Genomic DNA, 18,794 nt, shown 5'->3' with positions numbered 1-18,794 from the left:
ATCGTCGGGTGACCCGAGCCGCCCGCGCGACCCACGCCCTCCAGGCCCTCCCGGCCCCCGTCCGGTGGCTGGCCGCACCGGTGGCGCTGCTCGGTTGCGTGATCCTGCTGGTCGGCAACTGGGGAACGCCGCCGGCCCCCGTCACGCCCACGCCCAGGGCGAAGGAAGTGCCGTACTGCGAGGCGCTCGCGCGCGCCCTGCCGCAGCAGCTGACCGGCCACGGCCGTGAGCACTCCGACTCGCCGTACGTGGTGATCTGGAGCAGCTCGCCACGGACGGTGCTGCGCTGCGGGGTGCCCCGCCCGGACGCGCTGAACGGCCCGCAGGCGCTGAAGAGCGCTCCCGAGGTGAACGGCGTCCAGTGGTTCGACGAGCCCGACGGCGAGGGCGGCTACCGGTTCACCACCACCCTGCGCGAGGCCAACGTCGAGGTGAGCGTCCCCGCCGGGGCCTACCCCAACTACGCGGACCCGCTGCCCGCCCTCTCCGACGCCGTGAAGGCCAGCGTGCCGGTCTGGAACGAGCCGCTGCCGGGAGCCGCGAGCACCTCGCCCACCCCGTGACGCCGCCGGGCCGGGCCCCGGTGCGGGGCCCGGACCGGACGGCCGCGGCGGGTGCCGCCCGGCGCTAGCGCAGGCCGGTGGAGCGGCGCAGCGCCGCCCGCAGCAGCCGGTCGACCAGTTCGGGGTAGGGCAGGCCGGAGGCCTCCCACATCTTCGGGTAGGCCGAGATGGGGGTGAAGCCGGGCATGGTGTTGATCTCGTTGACCATCCAGCTGCCGTCCTCCAGCAGGAAGAAGTCGACCCGGGCCAGGCCCTCGCAGCCGAGCGCCTCGAAGGCGGCGACCGCCTGGCGGCGGATCTCGGCGGTCTCGGCCTCGCTCAGCCGGGCCGGGATCTGCACCTCGGAGGAGTCGATGTACTTGGCCTCGAAGTCGTAGAACTCGTAGCCGCCGCCGACCACGATCTCGGCCGGCACGCTGGCTCGCGGCCCGTCCTCGAACTCCAGCACGGCGCACTCGATCTCGCGGCCCGAGACACCGGCCTCGACGATCACCTTGGGGTCGTGCCGGCGGGCCTCGTCGATCGCGGCGTCGAGGTCGGCGAGGTCCTTGACCTTGGTGATGCCCATGCTGGAGCCGGCCCGGCAGGGCTTGACGAACAGCGGCAGGCCCAGCGCCCCGACCCGCTCGCGCGCGGCGGCGCGGCCGGCCTCGGTCTCCCACTCGCGCGGGCGGATCACCGTGTAGGTGCCCACGCCGATGCCGTGCGAGGCCAGGATCCGCTTGGTGAACTCCTTGTCCATGCCGACCGCGCTGGCCAGCACGCCGTTGCCGACGTACGGCACGCCGGAGAGCTCCAGCAGGCCCTGCAGGGTGCCGTCCTCGCCCCAGGGGCCGTGCAGCAGCGGCAGGACGACGTCGACCTCGCCGAGGGCCTTGGGAACGGCGCCCGGCTCGTTCCAGACCACCTCGCGGCTGCCCGGGCCGATCGGCAGGGCCACCTGGCCCTCGCCGGACTCGGCCACCTGGGCGACGTCCGGCAGCTTGCCGTCGGTGATGGCCATCCGGGCGGGGTCGTCACTCACCAGGGCCCAGCGGCCGTCGTGGGTGATGCCGATCGGCAGCACCTCGTACTTGTCGCGGTCGATGGCCCTGAGCACACTGCCCGCGGTGGAGACCGAGATGGCGTGCTCGGAGCTTCGCCCGCCGAAGACGATCGCCACCCGCGGCTTCGTGGCGGCGGCGGACTGGTTCGGGGGGGTCTGTTCGATGCTCATATCGGCCATGAGACTACCGTGCGACTCTTTGCGCCCGTGTTACCCGCCGGGCCGTGTCCTCCGCCCCCGCCGGGGGGCCGCCCGCGCCGGGCGGCGGCCCCTTCCGCGCTACCGGCGCTCCGGCTTCGCCGAGCGGGCCATCAGCGCCGCCAGCACCTCCTGGGTGGGGCGTCCGTTGTGCACCACGTCCACCACCGCCTCGACGATCGGCATGTCGACCCCGGTGCGCCGGGCCAGGTCCAGGACGGACTCGCAGGACTTGACGCCCTCGGCGGTCTGGCTGGTCGCCGCCACCGCCTGGGCCAGCGTCATGCCGCGCCCCAGGTTGGTGCCGAAGGTGTGGTTGCGCGAGAGCGGCGAGGAACAGGTCGCGACCAGGTCGCCCATCCCGGCGAGCCCGGCGAAGGTGTACGGGTCGGCGCCGAGCGCCGCCCCCAGCCGGGTGGTCTCGGCCAGGCCGCGGGTGATCAGGGTCGCCTTGGTGTTGTCGCCCAGGCCCATCCCGTCCGCCATGCCGACCGCCAGGCCGATCACGTTCTTGACCGCGCCACCCAGCTCGCAGCCGACCACGTCGGTGTTGGTGTACGGGCGGAAGTACGGCGTGTGGCAGGCCGTCTGGAGCCGCTTGGCGACCACCTCGTCGCTGCACGCCACCACCGTTGCGGCGGGCTGCCGGTTGGCGATCTCACGGGCCAGGTTGGGGCCGCTGACGACCGCCACCCGCTCCGGGCCCACCCCCGCGACCTCGGCGATGACCTCGCTCATCCGCTTCGCGGTGCCGAGTTCGATGCCCTTCATCAGGCTGACCAGCACCGTGCCGGGCTCCAGCAGCGGCGCCCAGGCGCCCAGGTTCTGCCGCAGCGTCTGGGAGGGCACCGCGAGCACGGCGAACTCCGCGCCGGCCAGCGCGACGGCCGGGTCGGTGGTCGCCGTGATCGCGTCGGACAGCCGGACACCCGGAAGGTAGTCCGGGTTCTCGTGCGTCGTGTTGACCGCGTCGACCAGCTCCTGCCGGCGGCCCCACAGGGACACCTCGCAGCCCGCGTCGGCGAGGATCATCGCGAAGGCGGTGCCCCACGATCCGGTACCGAACACCGCGCAACGGGTCACTTGCTGTTCTCCTCGGTGGTGCTGTCGTCGGTACCCGGGCCGGTGCCCGCGGACGCGGTGCCCGCCGGGGCCTGGGGCCGGCCGTCGGCGGCCCGGTGGCGCTCGGCGGTGGCCTTGACCGCGCGGGCCCGCGCGGCGGTGCGCATGTCGTAGCGCTCGGCGGGCGGCTGCTCGCCGCGGATGCCGGCCAGCACCTCGGTGATCGCGGCCATGATGTCCTCGGTGGCGTCGCGCAGCACCTGGGGGGTCAGTTCGAGCCCCTGGTAGCGGCTGAGGTCCACCGGCGGGCCGGCCGCCACCACCACGGTGTGCCGGGGGAAGAGGTTGAACTTCCCCCGCCCCGCGGTGCCCCGGCCGTACGGCGGGATGATCTCGTGGGCGCCCCAGTGCGCCACCGGGACGACCGGCGCCCCGGTCATCAGCGCCACCCGGGCGACCCCGCTCTTGCCGGTCATCGGCCAGAGGTCCGGGTCCCGGGTGAGGGTGCCCTCCGGGTAGAACTGCACGCACTGGCCGTTGTTGACGGCGTCGATGGCCGCCCGGAACGCCTGCGCGGCGTCGGTGGAGTCCCGGAACACCGGGATCTGGCCGGTCTTGCGCAGCATGAACCCGATGAACGGCACCGAGAACAGCGTGGACTTGCCCAGTATCCGGGGCGGCCGCCCGCTGTTGTACTGCCAGTGCGCGTAGACGACCGGGTCGATGATCGAGTTGTGGTTGACCGCGGCGAGGAAGCCGCCCTCCTTCGGGAGGTGCTCCCAACCCCGCCAGTCCGGCTTCACCAGGGCGGTCGTCACCGGTTTCACCAGCACGGCCGCGAAGCGGTACCAGATGCCGTAGTCGGCGTTGCCGAAAGCGGCGTACGAGCGGCGGGCCACCCCAGGTCCTCCTCATCCGGTGCGACACGTGGGGTGCCGCAGGTCAGTCGCCTCCCGGTGTCCCCGGCCGGGGGTCCGGCGCTCGGGGCCGAGCGCGGAACAGTCTCGCCCGACCGCTCACCGGCTGTCGAGCAACCTCTCCGGGCCGGACCGGCTCACGTGACCAATCGCACGTCAGCCCGGACGAGGCGGCCTGGCGGGGGTTCCGGGACCGGCGCCACAATGGCGCCGATGACCCAGGACACGGTACGCCCCGACGGCACCCTCCCGCCCCCCGCACCCACCGACGGGTGGTCGCTGGTGCTCCCGCTCAAGCCGCTCGGGCTCGCCAAGAGCCGGCTCGCCCCCTTCGCCGGGCCGCACCGCGCCGACCTGGCCCTGTCGTTCGCCCTGGACACCGTGACCGCGGCGCTGGCCTGTCCGGGCGTGTCCCGGGTGCTGGTGGTGACCGGCGATCCGCTGGCCGGGGAGCGCCTCGCCGCGCTCGGGGCGGTGGTGGTCGCGGACGAGCCCGGCGGCGGGCTCAACGCCGCGCTGACGCACGGCGCCGCGTACGCGCGCCGGATCGTGCCCCACGCTCCGCTGGCCGCCCTCTCCGCCGACCTGCCCGCCCTGCGCCCGGCCGAACTCGCCCGGGTGCTGGGCGCCGTGCCCACCGGCGGGCCGGGCGGCCGGGCCTTCCTCGCCGACTCCCCCGGCCTCGGCACCACCCTGCTGGCGTGCGCCCCCGGCGTGCGGCTCGCCCCGGCCTTCGGCGAGGGCTCCCGAGCCCGGCACGCGGCCGGCGGGGCGCACGAGATCACGCTGCCCGACGTGCCGTCGGTGCGCCGCGACGTGGACACCGGCGAGGACCTCGTCCAGGCCCTCGCCCTCGGGGTGGGCCCGTACACCGCGGCGGCCGCGGCGGCCCTGGTCTGACCCGTCGCGCCGGCCGGCCGCACCCCAGCTCCTACGGCTCCGCGCACCCCACCGCCCGCGGCTCCGCGCACCCCACCGCCCGCGGCTCCGCGCACCCCACCGCCCGCGGCTCCGCGCTCGATATGCTGCTCGCATGCAGGCCACCGCGTTCACCTTCGACCCCGACACCCGGGCGGGCTCCGTGCTGCTCGACGACGGCACCCCGGTGCCGTTCGACACCGCCGCGTTCGACGCCGGCGGCCTGCGGCTGCTGCGGCCCGGCCAGCGGGTGCGGATCCGCACCGAGGGCGACGGGCAGGCCCGCCGGGTGGTCTTCGTGACCCTGCAGACCTTTCCCGACCCAGGGCTCTGACCCGGTCGGGGCCCCGCCCGCGCGCCGCAACGCCCGCCCGGCCGCCGGCCTCCCGTCACGTCGACCGCTCACGGCCCCCCGCGGGCCCGGCCCGGTGCGCCGGGGCGATCCGGACCAGGTGCAGCCGCCCGGCCAGCCGGAAGCTCAGACTCAACTCCCCGTCCCGCTCGATGGATTCCTCCACCCGCCGGACCGCGCCGGGGCCGAGGAAGTGCCGGTACGCCTCGTACTGCGTCCAGCCCAGCGGCAGCACCCGCAGCGCCTCCCAGAGCGCCGCCACCGCGTCCGGCAACCTGCTGAAGGTCGCCGGCTCGGCGATGTCCTCGATCTCCACCGTCACCGCGCCACCGGCCCGGCCGGTCCCGTCGCTCTTCACTGCGGCTGCTCCCGTTCGTCGTCGAGTTCGGCCCAGACGGCCTGGGCCGTGTCGGTGTACCGGTGCCCGTAGCGGTCGGCGCCGGCCAGTACGGCCAGCACCGCGCGGTGCGCCTCGTCCCCCAGGTCTCCGGGTACCGCCGCCTCCACCAGGAAGCCGCCCTCCCGCCGGCACCGGACGCGGGCCCGGGTGCCCGCCGCCACTGCGAGACGAACCGCCAGGTCAAACGCCTTGGTGTGGGCACGCACCGACTCTCCCCGAGAGCAGACAGTCACAGACTGTGAATCTAAAGCATTAGATTCCACCTGATGCATTAGATTGTCAACGCTGAAATACCCGCCCTGCCGCAACCGGCAGCGGTGGAGCCTGCCGCCGGGAGAGCCAGATGCCCTCAGAGGTGCCCCCGTACCTGCAGATCTCGGACGACCTGCGCCGTCGCATCGCCGAGGGCGAATGGCCGCCCGGCGAGCGCCTGCCCTCCCGCGCGCAGCTCGCGCTGGCCTACGGAGTGGGCGCCAACGTCCTGCAGCGGGCCCAGGAACGGCTGATCGCCGAAGGCCTGCTGGAAGGGCGGGCGGGATCCGGCACCTACGTCAGAACCCCCACCGAGCGCTCCCGGATGGTCCGCGCCCGGCTGAGCGACCGGCACGCCGATTCACCCTTCCGGACCCGGCTGCGCGAGCAGGGCCGAACGGGCAGCTGGGAGTCGAACAGTCATGTCCGCACGCCGGCGCCCGAACACGTCGCCCGGCGGCTGAACATCGCCCCGGGTGACCTCACCGTGCGGACCTGCTACGAATTCCTCGCCGACGGGCGGCCCGCACAGCTCGCGGAGAGCTGGGAGCCGATGGCCGTCACCGACGGGACGCCGGTGCTGATGCCCGAGTTCGGGCCGCTGGCGGGCCGGGGCGTGGTGGAGCGGATGGCCTCGATCGGCGTGGTGGTCGATTTCGCGGTCGAACTCCCCCGCCCCGGCCGGGCCACCACCGAACAGGCCCACCTGCTGGGCATCTCGGCCGGCGACCTGGTCACCCTGGTCGAGCGGACCTATTTCGACCTGGACGGCCGCGCGGTGGAAACCGCCGACATCGTCATTCCCGACGCCCTGTGGGAAATCGCGTACGAGTTCCCGGTCGAACGCCGCTGACCGCCTGGGCGCTCCGGGTCCGGCCCGCCGGCGCCGGGCCCGGATCGCGGGTCACGGGCCGGTCCACCACCCCGGGAACCGCCGCCGGCGAGGGCGTCCGGAACGGGCCGGGAAAGCGCGCCGCACGCAAAAGAGCCGTGGCGGCCCCCCACCCGGAGTTCCGAGTGGGCGGGCCGCCACGGCTCACGACCCCGTACGGGGTCGTCGCCCGGGGACCGTGCGAAAGGACTACTTCGCGGTGGTCTTGCGCGCGGTGGTCTTGCGCGTGGTGGTCTTCTTGGCCGGGGCGGTCTTCTTGACCGTGGTGGCCTTCTTGGCCGTCGTGGTCTTCTTGGCCACGGGGGCGGGGGTGGCCGCGGTCTTCTTGACGGCGGCGGCCTTCTTGGCGGTGGTGGCCGTGGTCTTCTTCGCGGCGGCGGTGGTGGTGGTCTTCTTGACCGCGGCCGCCTTCTTGGCGGTGGTGGCCGTGGTCTTCTTCGCGGCGGCGGTGGTGGCCGTCTTCTTCGCGGCCGTCTTCTTGGTCGCGGCCGGGGCGGCGGCGGCGGCGGTCGCGGCGCGCTTGGTGGCGGCACGCTTGACGGCGGCGGTCGTACCGGACTTGCCCGGGGTGAGCGAACCCTTGGGGGCCTTCTTGACCGACGGGCCCTCCTTCGGCAGCTTCTTGCTGCCGCTCACCAGGTCCTTGAAGCCCTGGCCGGGGCGGAAGCGAGGCACCGAGGTCTTCTTGACCTTGACCTTCTCGCCGGTCTGCGGGTTGCGGGCGAAGCGCGCCGAGCGCTCCACCTTCTCGAAGGTGCCGAAGCCGGTGACCGAGACCCGGTCACCCGCGACAACGGCACGCACCATGGTGTCGAGCACTGCGTCGACGGCCTCTGCGGCAGCCTTGCGACCGCCCAGCTGCTCGGCCACCGCTTCGACAAGCTGAGCCTTGTTCACGTCTTCCCCTTCAGAAACGGGCGCCGGATGATTCCATCCGTTCAATTCGCACGTTAGGTATGTATCTGCGGACTTTCAATTACCAAACGCGCGAATCACCCTAGTGTCGCAATGGATTTGCGCGTCTGCGACCTCAGCGGACGGGCGGGGGCCCCTCGTCGAGGTCTTGGACAAAGCGACTCAACCGCCGTGCCGCCTCCGGAAGATCGCGCTTGGCGGCCTCGGTGACGATCAGCAGTTGACGGGTGAGAGCGGTCTTTGCATCGGCAGACACGTTCAGCGCATGCACGCGGGCGTGAGCTTGCTTCAACCGCTCGGCCACAAGCGCGAAGAGCGCTGCGACTTCCGGGTCGTCCGGCACCTCGTCCGGCGAGGTGCCGTCGTCGTCCGGCCGATCGTCAATTCGGCGTTCGGCTCCCCGGCCCGTGGTCTCCGACGACGCGGGTTCGCGCCCCGCGTACGGAGGTTCATGGTGCCGGTGCATGTACTGATTGTGCCATCTGCGCGGAGTTGTGCTGCGCGCGGGTTTATCGGGAGCCCACGTCAGGCCCTAAGTCGGCCCCCCGACGCCGCGATGGCCCGCCCCCCCGAGGGGGGACGGGCCATCGCGGAAGGACACCGAAAGCGCGGTCTCAGAGGACCGGCAGGGTACGCGGTTTGAAGGCCGGACGGGTGGTCTCGAAGGCCGCGATGTCACCCTCGTTCTGCAGGGTGATGCTGATGTCGTCGAGGCCGTTCAGCAGCCGCCAGCGGACATTGTCGTCCAGCTCGAATGCCGCCGTGACGCCCTCGGCGCGCACCTCGCGGGCCTCCAGGTCCACCGTGATCTCGGCGGTCGGGTCGGCCTCGGTGAGGGCCCACAGGCGCTCCACGGTCTCCTGCGGCAGCAGCACCGTGAGCAGGCCGTTCTTCAGCGAGTTGCCGCGGAAGATGTCGGCGAAGCGCGAGGAGATGACGGCGTGGAAACCGTAGTTCTGCAGCGCCCAGACGGCGTGCTCGCGCGAGGAGCCGGTGCCGAACTCGGGGCCGGCCACCAGCACCGTGGCGCCGTCGCGCTCGGGCTGGTTGAGGATGAACGACTCGTCCTTGCGCCAGGCTTCGAAGAGGCCGTCCTCGAACCCGGTGCGGGTGACCTTCTTCAGCCAGTGGGCCGGGATGATCTGGTCGGTGTCGACGTTGCTGCGGCGCAGCGGAACGGCCCGGCCGGTGTGGGTGGTGAACTTCTCCATGCGGCTCAGGCCTCCACGGTGATGTCGGACGTGAGGTCGGCGGGTGCGGCCAGCCGGCCCAGCAGTGCGGTGGCGGCGGCGACCTGCGGCGAGACCAGGTGGGTGCGTCCGCCCTTGCCCTGCCGGCCCTCGAAGTTGCGGTTGGAGGTGGAGGCGCAGCGCTCGCCCGGGGCCAGCTGGTCCGGGTTCATGCCGAGGCACATCGAGCAGCCCGCGTGCCGCCATTCGGCGCCGGCGGCGGTGAAGACCTTGTCCAGACCCTCCTCGATGGCCTGCAGGGCCACCCGGACGGAGCCGGGCACGACCAGCATCCGCACGCCGTCGGCGATCCGGTTGCCGTCCAGGATGGCGGCGGCGGCGCGCAGGTCCTCGATCCGGCCGTTGGTGCAGGAGCCGACGAACACGGCGTCGACCTTGACCTCGCGCAGCGGCGTACCGGCCTCCAGGCCCATGTACTTGAGCGCGTTCTCGGCCGCGACCCGCTCCTGCGGGTCGGCGAACGAGGCCGGGTCCGGCACGTTGGCGCCGAGCGGGGCGCCCTGGCCCGGGTTGGTGCCCCAGGTGACGAACGGGGTCAGCTCGGTGGCGTCGATGAAGATCTCGTGGTCGAAGACCGCGTCCTCGTCGGTGCCGAGCGTCTTCCAGTACGCGACCGCGTCGTCCCAGTCCTCGCCCTTGGGAGCGTGCGGACGCCCCTCCAGGTAGTCGAAGGTGGTCTGGTCGGGGGCGATCATGCCGGCCCGCGCGCCCGCCTCGATGGACATGTTGCAGATGGTCATCCGGGCCTCCATGGAGAGGCTGCGGATGGCGGAGCCGCGGTACTCCAGGACGTAGCCCTGGCCGCCGCCGGTGCCGATCCTGGTGATGATGGCCAGGATCAGGTCCTTGGCGGTGACGCCCTCGGGCAGCTCGCCCTCGACGGTGATCGCCATGGTCTTGAACGGGGCCAGCGGCAGCGTCTGGGTGGCCAGCACGTGCTCGACCTGGCTGGTGCCGATGCCGAACGCCAGCGCGCCGAAGGCGCCGTGGGTGGAGGTGTGGGAGTCGCCGCAGACGACGGTGGTACCGGGCTGGGTCAGTCCCAGCTGGGGGCCCACCACGTGGACCACGCCCTGCTCGACGTCGCCCAGGGAGTGGATCCGGACACCGAACTCGGCCGCGTTGCGACGCAGCGTCTCCAGCTGCACCTTGGAGACCGGGTCCGCGATGGGCTTGTCGATGTCGAGCGTGGGGGTGTTGTGGTCCTCGGTCGCGATCGTGAGATCGGTCCGGCGGACCTTGCGGCCGGCCAGCCGGAGGCCGTCGAAGGCCTGCGGGCTGGTCACCTCGTGCAGCAGGTGCAGATCGATGAAGAGCAGGTCGGGCTCGCCCTCGGCGCGCCGGACGACGTGGTCGTCCCAGACCTTCTCTGCGAGTGTCCGTCCCATCGGGTTCCCTCCAGCCGGCCGCTCTGCCGGCCTTCTCGTGTGGTCGAGGTCACTGCCATTGCCGCCCTGGTGAGGCTCGCGCCGGGCAACCTGCACGCCGGTTCTTCTCCCCCTGCGCGCCGCTGTTGTCGGCGCCGGCGGGGGTTTCCTCCGGGCTGCTTCCTCAAGAGTGGCGCTTTTCCTGGAAGATTGAACTTGCGTCTCGCGGAATGAGACTGCAGTATCAGGGCATGGACAACTCTAGCGGCGTCGGCGTTCTCGACAAGGCCGCTCTGGTGCTGAGCGCACTGGAGTCGGGCCCCGCCACGTTGGCGGGGCTGGTCGCCGCCACCGGTTTGGCGCGGCCCACCGCCCACCGACTCGCCGTCGCACTCGAACACCACCGCCTGGTCACCAGGGACATGCAGGGCCGGTTCATCCTCGGCCCCCGACTCTCCGAACTCTCCGCCGCGGCGGGCGAGGACCGGCTGCTCGCCACCGCGGGCCCGGTCCTGACCCATCTGCGCGACGTCACCGGCGAGAGCGCACAGCTCTACCGCCGGCAGGGCGAGATGCGGATCTGCGTAGCCGCCGCCGAGCGGCTCTCCGGTCTGCGGGACACCGTCCCGGTCGGCAGCACCCTGCCGATGAAGGCCGGTTCGGCCGCCCAGGTCCTGCTGGCCTGGGAGGAGCCCGAGCGCCTGCACCGCGGTCTGCAGGGCGCCCGGTTCACCGCCACCGCGCTGAGCGGGGTCCGGCGCCGCGGCTGGGCCCAGTCGATCGGCGAGCGCGAGCCGGGCGTGGCGTCCGTCTCCGCGCCCGTCCGCGGCCCCTCCAACCGCGTGGTGGCCGCCGTCTCGGTCTCCGGCCCCATCGAGCGCCTCACCCGGCACCCGGGCCGCCTGCACGCCCAGGCCATCATCGAGGCCGCCAACCGGCTCACCGAGGCCCTGCGGCGCAGCTGAGCACGCGCCGCGGCGGGGCGGGGCGACCGCGGCCGGCCACGACAGGAAACGGGTCCGCCCCCGGGAATTCCCGGGGGCGGACCCGTTTCCTGTACCGGCCCCGATTCCGTCCCGGCGGTTTCCGCGCCAGGGGATTTCCGGGTTCTCGGCACCGCCCGTCCGCCGCGCGGGCCGGGTTCCCCGACCTGTTCGGGCCCGGCCGGTCGGGCGCGGACCGGTTCGAGGACCGGACGGGCCCCCGCCCACCGATGTCGGCGGCGCCCCGCGCCGGGCTCCCGGCGGAAGCCCGCAGGGTCCGTCCGGCCAGGTCGGGAGCGGTGCCGCCGGACGGCGGACGGGCGGCCGCCGGGGCCTGCGCGGGCCGGCGCCGAACAACCGCCGGAATACCCCGCCGCGGGAATTGCCGGACATACGAAAAAGGCCCCGGTGACCGGGGCCTGCGACCTGCTGAACAACTGGCTGGGGTACCAGGACTCGAACCTAGACTAAATGAACCAGAATCACTCGTGCTGCCAATTACACCATACCCCAACAAAGCATTCAGCCGATGGGCGAGCCCATCGGCCTTCCTGCTCTGGTACCCCCGACCGGATTCGAACCGGCGCTACTGCCGTGAGAGGGCAGCGTGCTAGGCCGCTACACAACGGGGGCAAACTTAGTGATCCCGACTTCGCCGCCTCCGGGGTTTCTCATCATCCGGATGGTGACAGTGGTAAGGATCTGGTACCCCCGACCGGATTCGAACCGGCGCTACTGCCGTGAGAGGGCAGCGTGCTAGGCCGCTACACAACGGGGGCTTGTACTGCTCGATACTACTGGGTACTGCTCTGGTTCCTGCTCGACCCCTTGCGGGACCAGTACCCCCGACCGGATTCGAACCGGCGCTACTGCCGTGAGAGGGCAGCGTGCTAGGCCGCTACACAACGGGGGCTTGTACTGCTGTGGTGCTCGTACTGCGCTGGGGTACCAGGACTCGAACCTAGACTAAATGAACCAGAATCACTCGTGCTGCCAATTACACCATACCCCACCTGAGTTCAACCCCTGCGGGGCCTTGCTCGGTGTTGCGCCTGAGGTTCGGTGCTGACGAGGTTTCTGGTCCCTCGCCGTTCCCTCCCGGGCGGCGCAGAAAGAACATTACCCGATGCCGGGCGCGGCTCCAAAATCGATAACCGCGAGGGGGTACCCGCCGACCCCCGCCAGCTGCGGGAACGCCCCGTGGGCGGGTGCCCGGCCGGCCGGCCGGGCACCCGCCCACGGGAGGCGGACCGAGAGGTGCTCAGGCGGCCGGGACGGCGTCCAGGGCCGCCGCCAGCCGGCGCAGCGTCTCGGCACGGCCGAGCAACTCCATCGACTCGAAGAGCGGCGGCGAGACCCGGCGGCCGGTGACGGCCACCCGCAGCGGCGTGAAGGCGAACTTGGGCTTGATGCCCAGCCCGTCCACCAGGGCCTCGCGCAGGGCCGCCTGGATCGGCTCGGGGGTGAAGTCCCCGAGCGCCTCCAGCGCCTTGATGCTGGCCTCCAGCACCGGGCGGGCGTCCTGGGTCAGGACCTTGGCGGCGTCCTCCGGATCCAGCGCGAAGTCGGCCGGGGCGACGAAGAGGAAGCCCGCCATGTTGACGATCTCGCTGAGGACGACCATCCGCTCCTGGGTGAGCGGAGCCACCTTCGCCAGCAGGTCGAGCTGCTCGGCGCTCGGCTCGGCCGGCAGCAGGCCGGGCGCCTGCAGGTACGGGACCAGCCGGCGGACGAACTCGTCCGGGGCCAGCTCGCGCAGGTGCCGGGCGTTGATCGCCTCGCACTTCTTCAGGTCGAAGCGGGCCGGGTTGGCGTTCACCTTCGCGATGTCGAAGGCGGCCACCAGCTCGTCCGTCGAGAAGTGGTCGTCCTCGGCGGAGAGCGACCAGCCCAGCAGGGCCAGGTAGTTGAGCAGACCCTCGGGCAGGAAGCCGCGCTCGCGGTAGAGGTTGAGCGAGGCCTGCGGGTCGCGCTTGGAGAGCTTCTTGTTGCCCTCGCCCATCACGTACGGCAGGTGGCCGAAGCGCGGGGTGGCGCCGCTGCCGACACCGATCTCGGCGAGCGCCGCGTACAGCGCGATCTGGCGCGGGGTGGAGGACAGCAGGTCCTCGCCGCGGAGCACGTGGGTGATGCCCATCAGGGCGTCGTCCACCGGGTTGACCAGGGTGTAGAGCGGCGCGCCGTTGGCACGGACGATGCCGTAGTCCGGGACGTTCTCGGGCTCGAAGCTGAGCGTGCCGCGGACCAGGTCGTCGAAGGTGATGGTGCCGTCGGGCATCCGGAAGCGCAGGATCGGCTGCCGGCCCTCCAGCTTGTAGACCGCCACCTGGTCGTCCGTCAGGTTCCGGCAGTGGCCGTCGTAGCCGGAGGGCTTGCCGGCGGCGCGGGCGGCCTCGCGGCGGGCGTCCAGCTCCTCGGTGTTGCAGTAGCACTCGTACGCGTGGCCGGCCTCGCGCAGGCGGCGGGCGACGTCCGCGTAGATGTCCATCCGCTGGGACTGCCGGTACGGCTCGTGCGGGCCGCCGACCTCCGGGCCCTCGTCCCAGTCGAACCCGAGCCAGCGCATGGCGTCGAGCAGCTGGTTGTAGGAGTCCTCGGAGTCGCGGGCCGCGTCGGTGTCCTCGATCCGGAAGACCAGCGTGCCGCCGTGGTGGCGGGCGAAGGCCCAGTTGAAGAGGGCGGTGCGGACCAGGCCGACGTGCGGGTTGCCGGTCGGGGACGGACAGAAGCGGACCCGGACCGTCGGGTCCAGGTCTGCGGATGCGTTAGCCACGCTTGATCACCTTATTGGTGAGAGTGCCGATGCCTTCGATGGAGACGGCGACCTCGTCGCCGACGTTGATGGGGCCGACCCCCGCGGGGGTGCCGGTGAGGATGACGTCGCCCGGGAGCAGGGTCATCGCCTCGGAGATGTGGACGACCAGTTCGGCGATCGAGCGGACCATCAGTGAGGTCCGGCCGGTCTGCCGCAGGTCGCCGTTGACGGTGCAGGTGATCGCGAGGTCCGCCGGGTCCAGCTCGGTCTCGATCCACGGCCCGAGCGGGCAGGAGGTGTCGAAGCCCTTGGCGCGGGCCCACTGGCCCTCGCGCTGCTGCACGTCGCGGGCGGTCACGTCGTTGGCGCAGGTGTAGCCGAAGATCACCTCGGGGACCCGCTCCAGCGGCACCTCGCGGCACATCCGCCCGATGACCACCGCGAGTTCGGCCTCGTGCTGGACGTCCGAGGAGAACGGCGGGTACGCGATGGACTCGGTCGGGCCGATCACCGCGGTGGAGGGCTTGAAGAACGTCAGCGGGACGTCGGGGACGGCGTTGCCCAGCTCGGCGGCGTGCGCCGCGTAGTTGCGGCCGACCGCGACGATCTTGTTGGGGAGCATCGGGGTGAGCAGACGCACGTCCTGCATCCGGTAGCTCTCGCCGGTCAGCTGCGGCTGGCCGAAGGGGTGGCCGGCCATGGCGTGCAGGACCAGGGAGTCCGGCTGGGAGGCATCACCCTCGACCACACCGAAGGAGACGCTGCCGGCAGCGGGTCCACCCTCCACGGCACGGCCTTCTCGGACGGAAAACCTGGCAATGCGCACGGCTGGGCTACCCCTCGCTTCGTCGGACACCCGGGGCGCGCCCGGGCGCTGGCGGGCCGCTCGGCCTGACGCGGCCCCGCTCAATCGCCTCCCAGGCTATCGCGTGAGCCCTCGGCTGCCCGCTTTGCCCCTTAGCTCCCGCCGGGGCGCCGCCGCCCGGGCCCGTCCGGACCGGCGCCGGACCCGCACGGAAGGGGGCCGCACGCGCCGGAGGGCGCCGCGGCCGCGGTGGAGCGGGACGCGGCGCCCTCCGGGAAAGGGGCGACCGGGGCCCGGCGCGCGGGCCGGACGCCGGGGCCGGGGCGAAGCTCAGGCCTGGGGCACGGCGACGGCCGGGGCGACCTGGAGGATCGTGCGGCGCGGGTTGGCGGTGCTGGTCGGGAGGTCGGTGGAGTACGTGACGACGTCCTCGGGCCGGCGGGCGCCGGGCAGCTGGGCGAAGTCCGCGACCGAGGCCAGCGTCGTCCGGCGCGGGTTCGCCGTCGAACGGCTGACGAGCGGGGACTGGTTGGCGTTGTTGGCCGGCTGGGACATCGCGTCACACCTTGGGTTCGGGAGGGGCCGGCCAGGAGGCGGCGGCCGCACGTTTCGGACGAGCACTGTTCGGGGCAGCACTCTTCGGGGCAGGCGGTGCCGGGCGGGATTTCGGCCAGGCCGACCGGCCCCGCGTCCGACTGAGCCAGATTAAGGATCTCTTTCCACAGCCGCCGTGACCAAAGCTACACATTGGGCTGTGATTTTGCTCACAAATTGAAGATTTATTCCGCCATAGCGGGCAAATCGCCGCAACAGGATATTCCGACATTCCGCCCATTTCGGAGCGAAGCGGAAGCCTTGCGACTCTTTTTGATCAGTGGTCAGGTTGACATGTATCGGGCGAGTGTCCGAAAAAGGCGGTATTCCGGTCCAGTTACCGCACAGTCTGTGAAATGGCGCGCGCACTGGGTAGTACCCGGAGATGCTCCACAGCGCCCCTTGTTGGACTCTCCCCGCTGTGCTGGAATGCCACGGACCGTGGGAAAGGACCCGTCCACCCCGGTAGACCCGCTCTCCCGGACCGGCCGGGGTGCGGATGGAAACTCGACACCGTCCCGGCCGCGGCAACGCGGCGGGACGCCCGGTCCAGAGGTTGCGACGCCAGTGCAGGGACGTTTCAAGAGGGGTAGCGGCGCCGCGGGCGACCCCGAGTCGCGAGAGCCCGCAGCAGCCCCCCACCAGGCAGTGCCCAAGGGCGGCCCGGGTGACCGGGCAGCCGGGAACCAGGCCGAACCGGGCAACGCAGACACCATCGAGAACGACGACCAGAAGTCCAAGCGGGCGAAGCTCCGCAGCACCCTGACCAGGCGCCGGGCCACCGGTCTGAGCCGGCTCGCCATGCGCAACTGGCGCATCCGGACCCGCCTGATCGCCCTGCTCGCGCTCCCCGTCATGGTCGCGCTGGTCCTCGGTGGCCTGCGCATCCAGACCTCGATGGAGGCTTCGCAGCAACTCGCGCAGATGGCCAACCTGAGCGACCTGGCCAAGAAGGCGACCAACCTCGCCGACGCCCTGCAGACCGAGCGCGACATCAGCGCCGGCCCGCGGACCCGCGGCGGCCAGGAGGCGGACGACGAGGTCGAGGCCTCGCAGAAGAACACCGACGACCTCAGCCGCACCTTCACCGCCTCCGCCGACAAGTTCGAGAACCTCGAACTGTCCGGTGGAAAGGCCCTGCTGCTGCAGGTCCGCAAGGACCTCAACTCGGTCTCCGACGCACGTCGCGACGCCTACCTGAACGACCAGAACATCCAGGCGACCATCACGTCCTACGACGTGATCATCAAGGACCTGCTGTCCATCACCCAGGACATCGCGCTCGCGTCCAACAACAGCGACCTGGTCCGCGCCACCCGTGCCCTGCAGCAGTTCTCGCTGGCCAAGGACGTCACCTCGCAGCAGCGGGCGCTGATCAGCGCCGCGCTCGCCAACAAGAAGGGCCCCGACCTCAGTCTGAGCGACGAGTCCTTCGGCATCCGGCTGCGCGGCGCGTACGACAACGCCATCGGCAACTTCAACAGCATCTACACCAGCCACGAGCTGGACAGCCTGCGCGAGCAGCTCAGCTACAACTCGCTGATCGCCGACGCGGACCGGTACTCGCGCTCGATCCTCCAGCAGAGCGGCATCAAGCAGACCGAGAGCCGCAGCTACAAGGACTGGTACGACCAGTCCAGCGCGAAGATCACGCAGGAGCGCCGGATCGAGAGCCGGCTGATCGAGGAGCTGGACGGCAAGGCCCAGGCCCTGCAGTCCACCGCCGACACCGAGGCCCTGATCACCGGTGCCCTGGTCGCCCTCGTGCTGCTCGTCGCCATCGCCGGCGCCGCGCTCATCGCCCGCGCCATGGTGCGCTCGCTGACCCGGCTGCAGACCGCGGCCGAGGACGTCGCCGAGCGGCGCCTGCCCGAGCTGGTCAAGACCCTCTCCGAGAGCGACCCGCACGACGTCGACGTCACCGTCGAACCCGTCGGCGTCGACTCCACGGACGAGATCGGGCACGTGGCCCACGCGTTCGACATGGTGCACAGCGAGGCCGTCCGCCTCGCGGCCGAGCAGGCCCTCCTGCGAGGCAACATCAACGCGATGTTCACCAACCTCTCGCGCCGCAGCCAGGGCCTCATCCAGCGCCAGCTGTCGCTCATCTCCGAGCTGGAGAGCCGCGAGGCGGACCCGGACCAGCTCGCCAGCCTCTTCAAGCTGGACCACCTCGCGACCCGTATGCGCCGCAACGGCGAAAACCTCCTCGTCCTCGCGGGCGAGGACCCGGGCCGCCGCTGGACCAGGCCCGTCCCGCTGGTCGACGTGCTCCGCGCCGCCGCCTCCGAGGTCGAGCAGTACGAGCGCATCGAACTCGCCTCCGTGCCGTCGGCCGAGGTCGCCGGCCGGGTCGTCAACGACCTCGTCCACCTGCTCGCCGAGCTGCTGGAGAACGCCACCTCGTTCTCCAGCCCGCAGACCCGGGTCCGGGTCACCGGTCACGCCCTGCCCGACGGCCGGGTGCTGATCGAGATCCACGACACCGGCATCGGCCTCAGCCCCGACGACCTCGCGGACATCAACGAGCGCCTCGCCAACCCCCCGGTGGTGGACGTCTCCGTCTCCCGCCGGATGGGTCTGTTCGTGGTCGGCCGCCTGTCCCTGCGACACGGCATCCGGATCCAGCTCCGTCCCAGCGACTCGGGCGGCACCACCGCGCTCGTCATGCTCCCGGTGGACGTCACCAACTCCGCCGACCGCCGCGGCGCCGGCCGCCCCGGCGGCCCCAGCAAGCAGCCGCGCGGCGTCGGACCGACCCCCCGCCAGCGCCAGATGCCCGGCCAGGGCCCGGCCGCCGCGCTCCCGCAGGGGCCGGCCGGCGGCGCCCCCGGGCGGCGCCCCCGGCAGCCGTCCGCAGCTCGGCCAGGGCGGCCCCGGCGGCCGTCCCGGCGGTGCCCCCGGCGGCCTGCCGACCCGCCAGGCCGGCCAGTCGCTGCGCGAGAACCCGCCGACCGGCCCCCAGCAGCAGGGCGGCCCCGGCCGCGCTGCCCAGCAGGGGAACCAGCAGCAGGGGCTCCAGCAGCAGGGCAACCCCCAGGGCGGTCCGCAGCAGGGCGGCCCCGGCGGCCGTCCCGGTGCGCCGCTGCCCCGCCGCGGCCAGCAGCCCGAGCAGGGCCAGGGCCAGCAGCCCGGCGCCCGGCGCCCGGCCCAGGAGCGTCCGCGCCCCGGCGCCGAGCTCCCGGACCCGAACGGCCCCCGCCAGGCCGAGCAGCCGCAGCACGGCTGGGCCGACCAGCCCACCCGCGGCGGTCGCCCGGACGCCCGGCAGGACGGGCCCCCGGCCCGTCGCCTGCCGCAGCAGGGCGGCCCGCAGGGCCCCGAGGCGGGCCGCCGGCCCGGCCAGGGCCTGCCGCAGCGCCCGCTGCCGCAGGGCGCCCAGGGCCAGCAGGCCCCCGCGCCGCACGCGCAGGCCGAGCCCGCGCCCGAGGAGACGACGGCGCAGTTCGCCCGCCCGCGGTTCGAGGCCAGCGAGATAGACCCGCGTGACCCGCTCGGCCTCGGGCTGGTCGAGCCGGTGCTGCCG

18 protein-coding genes and 5 tRNA genes are annotated in these 18,794 nt (G+C 72.5%); 6 read left to right on the top strand and 17 right to left on the bottom strand.

What is annotated here, in order from left to right:
- Positions 1–8: 8 nt before the first annotated feature.
- Positions 9–563, top strand: coding sequence for a DUF3515 domain-containing protein (locus tag J2S46_RS26665; protein ID WP_191292624.1), 555 nt, complete (start codon positions 9–11; stop codon positions 561–563).
- Between the two features lie 64 nt (positions 564–627).
- On the opposite strand, the gene J2S46_RS26660 is transcribed toward J2S46_RS26665, so the two are convergent.
- The 3 genes from J2S46_RS26660 to J2S46_RS26650 form a co-directional block, all read right to left on the bottom strand.
- Entirely contained in the window at positions 628–1,779 is a 1,152-nt protein-coding gene (locus J2S46_RS26660; protein WP_191292623.1) for a D-alanine--D-alanine ligase family protein, read from the bottom strand.
- Between the two features lie 108 nt (positions 1,780–1,887).
- Positions 1,888–2,889, bottom strand: coding sequence for an NAD(P)H-dependent glycerol-3-phosphate dehydrogenase (locus J2S46_RS26655; RefSeq protein ID WP_191292622.1), 1,002 nt, complete (start codon positions 2,887–2,889; stop codon positions 1,888–1,890).
- Positions 2,886–3,767: a lysophospholipid acyltransferase family protein gene (locus J2S46_RS26650; RefSeq protein ID WP_191292621.1), complete on the bottom strand. Its 882-nt coding sequence runs from the start codon at positions 3,765–3,767 to the stop codon at positions 2,886–2,888. Before J2S46_RS26650 ends, J2S46_RS26655 begins: the two co-directional genes overlap by 4 nt.
- Positions 3,768–3,998: 231 nt before the next feature.
- Between J2S46_RS26650 and cofC the strand changes: the two genes are divergently transcribed.
- Together cofC and J2S46_RS26640 are read left to right on the top strand one after the other, a co-directional pair.
- The gene (cofC, locus tag J2S46_RS26645) at positions 3,999–4,685 is read left to right on the top strand and encodes a 2-phospho-L-lactate guanylyltransferase (protein ID WP_191292620.1); all 687 of its coding nucleotides are present in this window, start codon (positions 3,999–4,001) and stop codon (positions 4,683–4,685) included.
- Between the two features lie 133 nt (positions 4,686–4,818).
- Positions 4,819–5,037 carry a hypothetical protein gene (locus tag J2S46_RS26640; RefSeq protein ID WP_191292619.1) on the top strand — a complete coding sequence of 73 codons (219 nt, stop codon included), beginning with the start codon at positions 4,819–4,821 and terminating at the stop codon, positions 5,035–5,037.
- 55 nt (positions 5,038–5,092) lie between these two features.
- On the opposite strand, the gene J2S46_RS26635 is transcribed toward J2S46_RS26640, so the two are convergent.
- Both J2S46_RS26635 and J2S46_RS26630 read right to left on the bottom strand, forming a co-directional pair.
- Positions 5,093–5,413 carry a hypothetical protein gene (locus tag J2S46_RS26635; protein ID WP_191292618.1) on the bottom strand — a complete coding sequence of 107 codons (321 nt, stop codon included), beginning with the start codon at positions 5,411–5,413 and terminating at the stop codon, positions 5,093–5,095.
- Entirely contained in the window at positions 5,410–5,661 is a 252-nt protein-coding gene (locus J2S46_RS26630) for a hypothetical protein (protein ID WP_191292617.1), read from the bottom strand. Before J2S46_RS26630 ends, J2S46_RS26635 begins: the two co-directional genes overlap by 4 nt.
- A 137-nt stretch (positions 5,662–5,798) precedes the next feature.
- Between J2S46_RS26630 and J2S46_RS26625 the strand changes: the two genes are divergently transcribed.
- Positions 5,799–6,560, top strand: coding sequence for a GntR family transcriptional regulator (locus J2S46_RS26625; protein WP_191292616.1), 762 nt, complete (start codon positions 5,799–5,801; stop codon positions 6,558–6,560).
- Between the two features lie 228 nt (positions 6,561–6,788).
- Here the strand turns inward: J2S46_RS26625 and J2S46_RS26620 are convergent, their stop codons facing one another.
- The 4 genes from J2S46_RS26620 to leuC form a co-directional block, all read right to left on the bottom strand.
- The gene (locus J2S46_RS26620; protein ID WP_191292615.1) at positions 6,789–7,496 is read right to left on the bottom strand and encodes an HU family DNA-binding protein; all 708 of its coding nucleotides are present in this window, start codon (positions 7,494–7,496) and stop codon (positions 6,789–6,791) included.
- A 133-nt stretch (positions 7,497–7,629) separates the two neighbouring features.
- Positions 7,630–7,857 carry an SCO5555 family protein gene (locus J2S46_RS41100; RefSeq protein WP_073926024.1) on the bottom strand — a complete coding sequence of 76 codons (228 nt, stop codon included), beginning with the start codon at positions 7,855–7,857 and terminating at the stop codon, positions 7,630–7,632.
- Positions 7,858–8,128: 271 nt separating this feature from the next.
- Positions 8,129–8,725 carry a 3-isopropylmalate dehydratase small subunit gene (gene leuD, locus J2S46_RS26610; RefSeq protein WP_190213046.1) on the bottom strand — a complete coding sequence of 199 codons (597 nt, stop codon included), beginning with the start codon at positions 8,723–8,725 and terminating at the stop codon, positions 8,129–8,131.
- A 5-nt stretch (positions 8,726–8,730) separates the two neighbouring features.
- Positions 8,731–10,152: a 3-isopropylmalate dehydratase large subunit gene (gene leuC, locus J2S46_RS26605; RefSeq protein WP_073926026.1), complete on the bottom strand. Its 1,422-nt coding sequence runs from the start codon at positions 10,150–10,152 to the stop codon at positions 8,731–8,733.
- A 230-nt stretch (positions 10,153–10,382) separates the two neighbouring features.
- Here leuC and J2S46_RS26600 point away from each other — a divergent pair, with 230 nt between their 5' ends.
- Entirely contained in the window at positions 10,383–11,096 is a 714-nt protein-coding gene (locus J2S46_RS26600) for an IclR family transcriptional regulator (RefSeq protein WP_030306825.1), read from the top strand.
- Positions 11,097–11,552: 456 nt separating this feature from the next.
- Here the strand turns inward: J2S46_RS26600 and J2S46_RS26595 are convergent.
- The 8 genes from J2S46_RS26595 to J2S46_RS26560 all read right to left on the bottom strand — a co-directional run bounded on the left by J2S46_RS26595 (position 11,553) and on the right by J2S46_RS26560 (position 15,229).
- Positions 11,553–11,627, bottom strand: a tRNA-Gln gene (locus tag J2S46_RS26595).
- Between the two features lie 44 nt (positions 11,628–11,671).
- Positions 11,672–11,747: transfer RNA gene (locus J2S46_RS26590), tRNA-Glu, on the bottom strand.
- Between the two features lie 70 nt (positions 11,748–11,817).
- Positions 11,818–11,893, bottom strand: a tRNA-Glu gene (locus J2S46_RS26585).
- Between the two features lie 61 nt (positions 11,894–11,954).
- Positions 11,955–12,027, bottom strand: a tRNA-Glu gene (locus J2S46_RS26580).
- A 27-nt stretch (positions 12,028–12,054) separates the two neighbouring features.
- Positions 12,055–12,126: transfer RNA gene (locus J2S46_RS26575), tRNA-Gln, on the bottom strand.
- A gap of 249 nt (positions 12,127–12,375) precedes the next feature.
- Entirely contained in the window at positions 12,376–13,887 is a 1,512-nt protein-coding gene (gene gltX / locus J2S46_RS26570; protein WP_191292614.1) for a glutamate--tRNA ligase, read from the bottom strand.
- On the bottom strand, positions 13,880–14,695 hold the full coding sequence (locus tag J2S46_RS26565; RefSeq protein WP_191292613.1) for a fumarylacetoacetate hydrolase family protein: 816 nt from the start codon (positions 14,693–14,695) through the stop codon (positions 13,880–13,882). The genes gltX and J2S46_RS26565 overlap by 8 nt, the downstream gene beginning before the upstream one ends.
- Before the next feature lie 309 nt (positions 14,696–15,004).
- A complete protein-coding gene (locus J2S46_RS26560; RefSeq protein ID WP_073926029.1) occupies positions 15,005–15,229 on the bottom strand; it encodes a hypothetical protein in 225 nt (74 codons plus the stop codon).
- A gap of 687 nt (positions 15,230–15,916) precedes the next feature.
- Between J2S46_RS26560 and J2S46_RS26555 the strand changes: the two genes are divergently transcribed.
- Positions 15,917–18,757, top strand: coding sequence for a sensor histidine kinase (locus J2S46_RS26555; protein ID WP_307351372.1), 2,841 nt, complete (start codon positions 15,917–15,919; stop codon positions 18,755–18,757).
- The last annotated feature ends 37 nt before the right edge of the window (positions 18,758–18,794 follow it).

The sequence above is a fragment of the Kitasatospora herbaricolor genome (genome assembly GCF_030813695.1).
In the GTDB taxonomy this organism is placed as follows: domain Bacteria; phylum Actinomycetota; class Actinomycetes; order Streptomycetales; family Streptomycetaceae; genus Kitasatospora; species Kitasatospora herbaricolor.
Note: the sequence above shows the minus strand (reverse complement) of the source record. Positions and strands in the feature narration are given on the sequence as shown.

Coding starts and splice junctions, on each gene's coding strand:
- J2S46_RS26660 (WP_191292623.1), bottom strand. CDS start 1,779: ATGAGCATCGAACAGACCCCCCCGAACCAGTCCGCCGCCGCCACGAAG.
- cofC (WP_191292620.1), top strand. CDS start 3,999: ATGACCCAGGACACGGTACGCCCCGACGGCACCCTCCCGCCCCCCGCA.
- J2S46_RS26640 (WP_191292619.1), top strand. CDS start 4,819: ATGCAGGCCACCGCGTTCACCTTCGACCCCGACACCCGGGCGGGCTCC.
- J2S46_RS26625 (WP_191292616.1), top strand. CDS start 5,799: ATGCCCTCAGAGGTGCCCCCGTACCTGCAGATCTCGGACGACCTGCGC.
- leuD (WP_190213046.1), bottom strand. CDS start 8,725: ATGGAGAAGTTCACCACCCACACCGGCCGGGCCGTTCCGCTGCGCCGC.
- leuC (WP_073926026.1), bottom strand. CDS start 10,152: ATGGGACGGACACTCGCAGAGAAGGTCTGGGACGACCACGTCGTCCGG.
- J2S46_RS26600 (WP_030306825.1), top strand. CDS start 10,383: ATGGACAACTCTAGCGGCGTCGGCGTTCTCGACAAGGCCGCTCTGGTG.
- J2S46_RS26560 (WP_073926029.1), bottom strand. CDS start 15,229: ATGTCCCAGCCGGCCAACAACGCCAACCAGTCCCCGCTCGTCAGCCGT.